The organism is Streptomyces sp. NPDC059455 (genome assembly GCF_042750115.1).
GTDB lineage: Bacteria > Actinomycetota > Actinomycetes > Streptomycetales > Streptomycetaceae > Streptomyces > Streptomyces endocoffeicus.
This window is the reverse complement of the sequence record NZ_JBHYVB010000045.1, coordinates 21,488-28,856: the sequence shown is the minus strand read 5'-3', so window position 1 is coordinate 28,856 and position 7,369 is coordinate 21,488. Positions and strand designations below refer to the sequence as shown.

Below are 7,369 nucleotides of genomic sequence, written 5' to 3'. Positions count from 1 at the left end.
TATGGGTCGGCGGGTAAAGTTTTTATTACGCCACTGGCCGGCCGCGGTGTATGCGCGGTCGTTCCGCCGTGGACCCCCCGACAAGGGGGGGCCCGGTGGGGATCCACGGGCCAGCCCTTCGCGTCGTGGCGGCCGTTGGCGCGCTAGCCCGTCGTCGTACGGCTGCGGGCCTGTTCGGCGGGGTCCTTACGGAAGGCCCAGGCCATCCTCGGCTCCATGGCGAAGCGGAAGGCGCGCTGGACGGGAGGCGTGCACAGCGCGGTGACCACGGTGGCGGCGATGATCGTGACCGCGATCTCTCCCAGCGGCTTGTGCAGCCACTCGTACTTGTCGAACCAGCCCCAGAACCGGGAGCCCTTGGCCAGGAAGCCGTGCAGCAGATAGCCGTACAGCGTTCCGGCGCCCAGCACCGTGAACCACATGTGGCGCCGCGGCACCCAGGCGAAGAAGCAGCTGACGAGCACGACCGAGCAGCCGAAGAGGGCGAGCGTCATCACCGGACCGGTCCACGGCGGCGCGCCCAGCTCCTGGACGCTGTCGCGGTGGTAGAACCACGCCGAGCTCATCCGCGGTGCCGCCCAGTAGGCGAACACGAAGGCACACGCGAAGATCGGCACCGATGCGATCCGTACCGAGCGGCGGCGGATCATCTGGAAGTGCTCGGGCTTCATGCACAGGCCGAGGATGAAGAACGGCAGGAACTGCAGCAGCCGCTGCATGTCCAAGTCGTCGCCGATGTCGGGCGAGACGGCCGCGAGCGTGGCGACGGCGAGCGCGAGCGGGATCGGCCAGCGCACCAGCTTCCAGATCGGAGTGGTCAGCCGCCATACGAACAGCGAGACCAGGAACCAGGTGAGGTACCAGGGATCCAGCAGGCTGAAGTCGTATGTCGGGTCGTCGTCCGCCCAGCGCTTGAACAGCGTGTACGCGACCTCGAAGAGCACATAGGGCACCGCGATGCCGGTGATCAGGCGCTTGAGCCGGTCCGGCCGCATGTCGAAGCTGCGCGAGAAGTAGCCGGAGATCACGATGAAGGCCGGCATGTGGAAGGTGTACACGACCATGTACAGCGCTTCCGCGGTGCGGCTGGTGTCGGTGAGCGGCTCCCAGGAGTGGGCCATCGCGACCAGCACGATCGCGAGGTACTTCGCGTTGTCGAAGAACGCGTCCCGCTGTTTGGGCTGCTGCCCGGCGGGGGAGGCGCGGGTGGTCGCCTGCTGCCCTGGTTCTTCGGCCCGTGGCGAGGGGGGAGTGGGCGCCGCCTCCTGGGGGAGCGGGGTCCGCTGATAACCGTGCGGGCGCAGGGAGTTGGTCACAGGCCCTCCCACCAGGAACTGGGGGAGACCACCCGGGACCTCACTGCGCGTGGGGGAGTCATGGCAGCGTGAAACATCTGAGGCACGATAGCGCCGAAACCTGTATTGCGTAAAACCTCGTTCAGTTTGCTTTCCGTTCATAGTCTTCACGCCGCGGCCGATAGTCGACCCCGGTAAGTCGACCGAGGAGTCGACAAAGCGATGCGATCATTCGATATCCGGGCGCAGACTGTCCGTTCTGATGTCTTTCATCCCACTTAATTGGGGCATATGCCCCGCAGGAGGCTCTGGCGGAATGTCTGATTCATTGATGTTTTGTCACCCTGCCGAGTGACCGCCGAGTGAATTCCGAATTCCCGCCCGAGGTCATCCGGGGTGATCGGAATTTATCGGTCGGGCGGCTCGCCGAGTTGTGGGGAGTGTCACCCGTAACCCTTTGAATGAACGCTTACCGGACGGGTACCGGAGGGGCGGGCACCGTGTGCACATGTGACCGTTTATCGCTCCACCCCACTGCTGAGCGGCGGGAGTTGATGGCACGATGGTGGCTGCGGGGGTGTGCGGGGTCGCGTGCTTCCGGGGCCTGTGAGACGTGTGCGACCGAGGGTGGGATGTTGTGGCCATTTCCCTGTCATTGGTACTGCTGGTGGGCATCATCCTGGTGTTCATGATCCGTAATGGCCGGATCAAGTGGGGACCGGCCCTGGTCGCGATCCTCTTCGGGTTCCTGCTCGCCTCGTCCAATATCGCGCCGGACATCCAGAAGTTCCTCGACTCGGCCGCCGAGGCCATCGCCGACATCAACCCCTGATCGCCGACCCCTGGTATCGACTCCCGAGGCATCCGTCCCCGCGTCCCGGGGGGCGGATGCCCGGACGCGCGAGTGTGCGCAAAAGCGAACGGCCCGGCTCGGGGCACTCCCCGGGCCGGGCCGAAAGCTATGGAGCGGGCGACGGGAATCGAACCCGCGTAGCCAGTTTGGAAGACTGGGGCTCTACCATTGAGCTACGCCCGCACACGCCGCGTACACGGATGCACCGGTCTCCCGGACACCTCCGCCCAGGCATGATCGCCCGGATCGCGGCACGGCATGCATCGTAGCGGTTCCCGACCGTTCCCCGCACACCCTTGCCCACCAGTCGAATAACCGGCAGCCGGGGCGTCCGCGGGCATGTACCCTACGTGTCGCACCGACGGGGTGTGGCGCAGCTTGGTAGCGCGTCCGCTTTGGGAGCGGAAGGTCGTCGGTTCGAATCCGGCCACCCCGACCATCCACAGGCGTCAAGATCGCGTTGTGGGGCCCGTCATGCTTGCGGTTACTATGCAAGCTGCGTGTCTGTGTCTTTTTAACCGGACGCGAATCCGCTGCGACGCGACAGCGCACCGCAGCTGAACACCACACGTCAGCCCCCAAGGAGACCGAAACCGTGAAGAGCGCCGTGGAGAACCTGAACCCGACCCGGGTTCGGCTCACTGTCGAGGTGCCCTTCGAGGAGCTCAAGCCCAGCCTCGACGCGGCGTACAAGAAGATCAACCAGCAGGTCACGGTGCCTGGGTTCCGTAAGGGCAAGATCCCGGCCCGCATCATCGACCAGCGGTTCGGTCGTGGCGCCGTGCTGGAGGAGGCCGTCAACGAGGCGCTCCCGAAGTTCTACACCGACGCGGTCAATGAGGGTGAGCTGAACCCGCTCGGCCAGCCCGAGGTCGACATCACCGAGCTCAAGGACAACGAGCTGCTGACCTTCACCGCCGAGGTGGACATCCGCCCGGCGATCGAGATCCCGGACTACTCCGGCATCGAGGTCACCGTCGACTCCGTCGAGGTCTCGGACGAGGACCTCGACAAGTCCGTCGAGCAGCTGCGGGAGCGCTTCGCCACCACCAGCCCGGTGGAGCGCGCCGCCGCCGAGGGCGACATCGTCGTGATCGACCTGGAGGCCAAGGTCGACGGCGAGGTCCTGGAGGACGGCGTCGCCACCGGCGTCACCTACACCATCGGCTCGGGCGAGCTGCTGGACGGCATCGACGAGGCCGTAACCGGCCTGGAGGCGGGCGGCGAGGCCACCTTCACCTCCGAGCTCAAGGGCGGCTCCGCCCAGGGCAAGGAGGCCGCGGTCTCGGTCAAGGTCTCCGAGGTCAAGGCCCGTGAGCTGCCCGAGCTCGACGATGACTTCGCCCAGCTGGCCAGCGAGTTCGACACCCTCGAGGAGCTGCGCGGCGACAGCCGTAAGCGCCTGGAGCGGTCGAAGAAGTTCGAGCAGGCCACCCAGGCCCAGGAGAAGGTGCTGGACGCCCTGCTGGAGCTGGTCGAGGTGCCGATCCCGGAGAAGCTCCTCCAGGAGGAGATCAACACCCGTAAGCACAACCTCGAGCACCACCAGCTCGCCCAGATGGGCATGAACCTCGACTCGTACCTGCAGATGCAGGAGAAGACCGCCGAGGAGTTCGACGCCGAGCTCAAGGAGCAGGCCGAGAAGGGCATCCGGACCCAGTTCGTCCTCGACGAGCTGGTCAACAAGGAGCAGCTGTCCGTCGGCCAGGAGGAGCTCACCGAGCACCTCATGCGCCGTGCGCAGTCCTCCGGCATGAGCCCGGACCAGTTCGCCCAGGCCGTCGTCGAGGGCGGCCAGGTGCCGATGCTCGTCGGCGAGGTCGCCCGCGGCAAGGCGCTGGCCGTGGTGGTCGAGGCCGCCAAGGTCGTCGACGACAAGGGCGAGACCGTCGACCTGGACGACGAGGAGGACGAGACCGGCGAGACGGTCGAGGCCACCTCCGAGACCGCCGAGGAGCCCGCCGCGGCCGAGGCGGAGGCCGCCGAGGCGCCCGCGGAGTCCGAGGAGAAGCAGGACAAGACCGAGAGCTGATCCCGGTCCGCTCCACAGCCCGTACGAACGGGCCCGAACGTCTGCACGCGTCCGGGCCCGTTCGTGTTCCGCGACGCCGGTCCGGCGCCGGGACATGCGCTCAGAGCGAACAGTTCCTGATGCGGGATGGCGCCCGCCGACCAGCGCGTTAGGGTCCGTAGATACGAGGGCAGGGGAGTCTCGCGAGCCCGCCGGCAGATCGGCGGCCAGGCCCCACACCCCAGAAGAAGACGCTGAGACGGCCAGTCAGCCGTCAGAGACGAGCAGGTGGATACGTGACGAATACGATGCCTTCCGCCGCCGGCGAGCCGACCGTCGGTGGCCTCGGCGACCAGGTCTACAACCGGCTGCTCGGTGAGCGGATCATCTTCCTCGGCCAGCCGGTCGACGACGACATCGCCAACAAGATCACGGCTCAGCTGCTCCTGCTCGCCGCCGATCCGGAAAAGGACATTTACCTCTACATCAACTCCCCGGGCGGCTCGATCTCGGCGGGCATGGCGATCTACGACACCATGCAGTACATCCAGAACGACGTGGTCACCATCGCCATGGGCCTCGCCGCTTCGATGGGCCAGTTCCTGCTGAGCGCGGGCACCCCGGGCAAGCGCTTCGCACTCCCCAACGCCGAGATCCTGATCCACCAGCCCTCCGCGGGTCTGGCCGGTTCCGCCTCGGACATCAAGATCCATGCCGAGCGGCTGCTGCACACCAAGAAGCGCATGGCCGAGCTGACCTCCTTCCACACCGGTCAGACGGTTGAGCAGATCGTCCGTGACTCCGACCGCGACCGCTGGTTCTCCGCCGATGAGGCCAAGGCGTACGGCCTGGTCGACGACGTCATGACGTCCGCCTCCAGCGTTCCGGGCGGGGGCGGCACCGGGGCCTGAGTCCCGCCGTCCCGTAGCCGACCTCCAGCCCTCAGATCGCCACAGGATGGTGAAGACCCAGATGACCAACTTCCCCGGCAGCGGCCTGTACACCGGCCCGATGGCCGAATCCCGCTATGTCGTTCCGCGTTTTGTCGAGCGCACCTCCCAGGGCATCCGCGAGTACGACCCGTATGCCAAGCTCTTCGAAGAGCGCGTGATCTTCCTGGGCGTCCAGATCGACGACGCCTCGGCCAACGACGTCATGGCGCAGCTGCTGTGCCTGGAGTCGATGGACCCGGACCGTGACATTTCGGTCTACATCAACTCTCCCGGCGGCTCGTTCACCGCGCTGACCGCCATCTACGACACGATGCAGTTCGTCAAGCCCGACATCCAGACGGTGTGCATGGGCCAGGCGGCGTCCGCCGCGGCCGTGCTGCTCGCCGCCGGTACGCCGGGCAAGCGGATGGCCCTGCCCAATGCCCGGATCCTGATCCACCAGCCGTACAGTGAGACCGGGCGCGGCCAGGTCTCCGATCTGGAGATCGCGGCGAACGAGATCCTCCGGATGCGCTCGCAGCTCGAGGAGATGCTGGCCAAGCACTCCACGACGCCCATCGAGAAGATCCGCGACGACATCGAGCGGGACAAGATCCTCACGGCCGAGGAGTCCCTGGCGTACGGTCTTGTCGACCAGATCGTCTCCACCCGTAAGACCTCGGTCGGTCTCGGCTGAATCTTCGGTGGAAACACCCCCCTTGGACCGAGTAGGTCCAAGGGGGGCCCGAACCGGGGGCCCGGCAAGGTACCGTCGTAGAGGGCTGGGGGCCCGGCCCATCGGGAAAGAAGCAGAAAGCGCAGCGCAAGCACCCGGATCCGCGCAGCAAAGCGGATCCAAGGCGAAGGGGAAGCACCTCGTGGCACGCATCGGTGACGGCGGCGACCTGCTCAAGTGCTCGTTCTGCGGGAAGAGCCAGAAGCAGGTGAAGAAGCTCATCGCGGGCCCGGGTGTGTACATCTGCGATGAATGCATCGATCTCTGCAACGAGATCATCGAGGAGGAGCTCGCCGAGACCTCCGAAGTGCGCTGGGAGGAACTCCCCAAGCCGCGCGAGATCTATGAATTCCTCGAGGGCTATGTGGTCGGCCAGGAGGCCGCCAAGAAGGCCCTCTCGGTCGCCGTCTACAACCACTACAAGCGGGTCCAGGCGGGCGAGAACGGCGGCCACAGCCGCGACGACGGCATCGAGTTGGCCAAGTCCAACATCCTGCTGCTCGGCCCCACCGGCTCCGGCAAGACCCTGCTCGCGCAGACCCTCGCCCGGATGCTCAACGTCCCCTTCGCCATCGCCGACGCCACCGCGCTCACCGAGGCGGGCTATGTCGGCGAGGACGTGGAGAACATCCTCCTGAAGCTGATCCAGGCCGCCGACTACGACGTCAAGAAGGCCGAGACGGGCATCATCTACATCGACGAGATCGACAAGGTGGCCCGCAAGAGCGAGAACCCCTCGATCACCCGCGATGTGTCCGGCGAGGGCGTTCAGCAGGCGCTGCTGAAGATCCTGGAAGGGACCACGGCGTCGGTGCCGCCGCAGGGCGGCCGGAAACACCCGCACCAGGAGTTCATCCAGATCGACACCACGAATGTGCTGTTCATCGTGGGCGGTGCCTTTGCCGGTCTGGAGAAGATCATCGAGTCGCGGGCGGGCGCCAAGGGCATTGGATTCGGCGCCACGATCCGCTCCAAGCGCGAGATCGAGGCGAGCGACCAGTTCCAGGAGGTCATGCCCGAGGACCTGGTGAAGTTCGGAATGATCCCGGAATTCATCGGCCGTCTCCCGGTCATCACCTCCGTCCACAACCTCGACCGCGAGGCGCTGCTGCAGATCCTCGTCGAGCCGCGGAACGCCCTGGTGAAGCAGTACCAGCGGCTGTTCGAACTCGACGGGGTGGAGCTGGACTTCGACCGCCCGGCCCTGGAGGCCATCGCCGACCAGGCGATCCTGCGCGGCACCGGGGCCCGGGGCCTGCGCGCGATCATCGAGGAGGTGCTGATGTCGGCGATGTACGAGGTGCCGTCCCGCAAGGACGTGGCCCGCGTCGTCATCACCGAGGATGTCGTGCACTCCAATGTGAACCCCACGCTGGTGCCCCGCACCCGCGGCACCGAGCCGGGCGAGCGGCACGAGAAGAGCGCGTAGCCGCACCCGAACGCGCAGCCGCCCCGCTGAGGGCGTACGAAGATTGGGCCCGGGGGCGCCGGGGCGGGGGTCAAAAAATCCGACACCCCCCAAAAGGTAAACAGTTGACGCGC

At 66.5% G+C, this 7,369-nt stretch carries 6 protein-coding genes and 2 tRNA genes; 6 read left to right on the top strand and 2 right to left on the bottom strand.

The window, feature by feature from the left end:
• Window positions 1-143: 143 nt before the first annotated feature.
• On the bottom strand, window positions 144-1,316 hold the full coding sequence (locus ACFXB5_RS18400) for an acyltransferase family protein (protein WP_385208772.1): 1,173 nt from the start codon (window positions 1,314-1,316) through the stop codon (window positions 144-146).
• A gap of 616 nt (window positions 1,317-1,932) precedes the next feature.
• On the opposite strand from ACFXB5_RS18400, the gene ACFXB5_RS18395 reads away from it, so the two are divergent.
• Window positions 1,933-2,127, top strand: a complete 195-nt coding sequence (locus ACFXB5_RS18395; protein ID WP_385208770.1) for a hypothetical protein — start codon at window positions 1,933-1,935, stop codon at window positions 2,125-2,127.
• Window positions 2,128-2,257: 130 nt separating this feature from the next.
• On the opposite strand, the gene ACFXB5_RS18390 is transcribed toward ACFXB5_RS18395, so the two are convergent.
• A tRNA-Gly gene (locus ACFXB5_RS18390) sits at window positions 2,258-2,331 on the bottom strand.
• Between the two features lie 179 nt (window positions 2,332-2,510).
• Between ACFXB5_RS18390 and ACFXB5_RS18385 the strand changes: the two genes are divergently transcribed.
• The 5 genes from ACFXB5_RS18385 to clpX all read left to right on the top strand — a co-directional run bounded on the left by ACFXB5_RS18385 (window position 2,511) and on the right by clpX (window position 7,256).
• Window positions 2,511-2,587: transfer RNA gene (locus ACFXB5_RS18385), tRNA-Pro, on the top strand.
• Window positions 2,588-2,743: 156 nt separating this feature from the next.
• Window positions 2,744-4,180, top strand: coding sequence for a trigger factor (gene tig / locus ACFXB5_RS18380; RefSeq protein WP_385208768.1), 1,437 nt, complete (start codon window positions 2,744-2,746; stop codon window positions 4,178-4,180).
• A gap of 275 nt (window positions 4,181-4,455) precedes the next feature.
• The gene (locus ACFXB5_RS18375) at window positions 4,456-5,070 is read left to right on the top strand and encodes an ATP-dependent Clp protease proteolytic subunit (protein ID WP_385208766.1); all 615 of its coding nucleotides are present in this window, start codon (window positions 4,456-4,458) and stop codon (window positions 5,068-5,070) included.
• 46 nt (window positions 5,071-5,116) lie between these two features.
• Window positions 5,117-5,788 carry an ATP-dependent Clp protease proteolytic subunit gene (locus tag ACFXB5_RS18370; protein WP_201849566.1) on the top strand — a complete coding sequence of 224 codons (672 nt, stop codon included), beginning with the start codon at window positions 5,117-5,119 and terminating at the stop codon, window positions 5,786-5,788.
• 181 nt (window positions 5,789-5,969) lie between these two features.
• Window positions 5,970-7,256 carry an ATP-dependent Clp protease ATP-binding subunit ClpX gene (gene clpX, locus ACFXB5_RS18365; RefSeq protein WP_059145704.1) on the top strand — a complete coding sequence of 429 codons (1,287 nt, stop codon included), beginning with the start codon at window positions 5,970-5,972 and terminating at the stop codon, window positions 7,254-7,256.
• Window positions 7,257-7,369 lie beyond the last annotated feature (113 nt).

What these genes read in the sequence shown, in the direction of transcription:
- ACFXB5_RS18370 (WP_201849566.1), top strand. Translation starts at nt 5,117, where the DNA reads ATGGTGAAGACCCAGATGACCAACTTCCCCGGCAGCGGCCTGTACACC.